Here is a 427-nt window from a genome sequence, read left to right as displayed (position 1 = left end):
AAAAGCGGGTGAAGAGAATCGAACTCTCGACCAGAGCTTGGAAGGCTCTTGTTTTACCACTAAACTACACCCGCGTGGTCGGGAAGACAGGATTTGAACCTGCGACCCCCTGGTCCCAAACCAGGTGCTCTACCAAGCTGAGCCACTTCCCGTTATGGCGCGCCCGAGAGGAGTCGAACCCCTAACCTCTTGATCCGTAGTCAAACGCTCTATCCAATTGAGCTACGGGCGCTTATTCATGATGTTTTTTCGTCGTTGTATTTTGGCGACTCAATTATCTTATCATACTACATTTTCAAATGCAAGTACTTTTTTAAAAGATTTTTTGATGCGGCCGAGAGGACTTGAACCTCCACGGGGTTTCCCCCACTAGGCCCTCAACCTAGCGCGTCTGCCGTTCCGCCACGACCGCGCGGAAAAAACAAAA

At 50.1% G+C, this 427-nt stretch carries 4 tRNA genes; all 4 read right to left on the bottom strand.

The window, feature by feature from the left end:
* Window positions 1-3: 3 nt before the first annotated feature.
* The 4 genes from JTF23_RS27500 to JTF23_RS27485 all read right to left on the bottom strand — a co-directional run bounded on the left by JTF23_RS27500 (window position 4) and on the right by JTF23_RS27485 (window position 412).
* Window positions 4-74: transfer RNA gene (locus tag JTF23_RS27500), tRNA-Gly, on the bottom strand.
* Window position 75: 1 nt separating this feature from the next.
* Window positions 76-152 (bottom strand) — tRNA-Pro (locus tag JTF23_RS27495).
* Between the two features lie 3 nt (window positions 153-155).
* Window positions 156-232: transfer RNA gene (locus tag JTF23_RS27490), tRNA-Arg, on the bottom strand.
* A 97-nt stretch (window positions 233-329) separates the two neighbouring features.
* Window positions 330-412 (bottom strand) — tRNA-Leu (locus tag JTF23_RS27485).
* Between the last annotated feature and the right edge of the window lie 15 nt (window positions 413-427).

Origin of the sequence: Bacillus sp. RIT 809 (assembly GCF_016892495.1) — a bacterium.
Classification (GTDB): Bacteria; Bacillota; Bacilli; order Bacillales; family Bacillaceae_G; genus Bacillus_A; species Bacillus_A cereus_U.
Note: the sequence above shows the minus strand (reverse complement) of the source record. Positions and strands in the feature narration are given on the sequence as shown.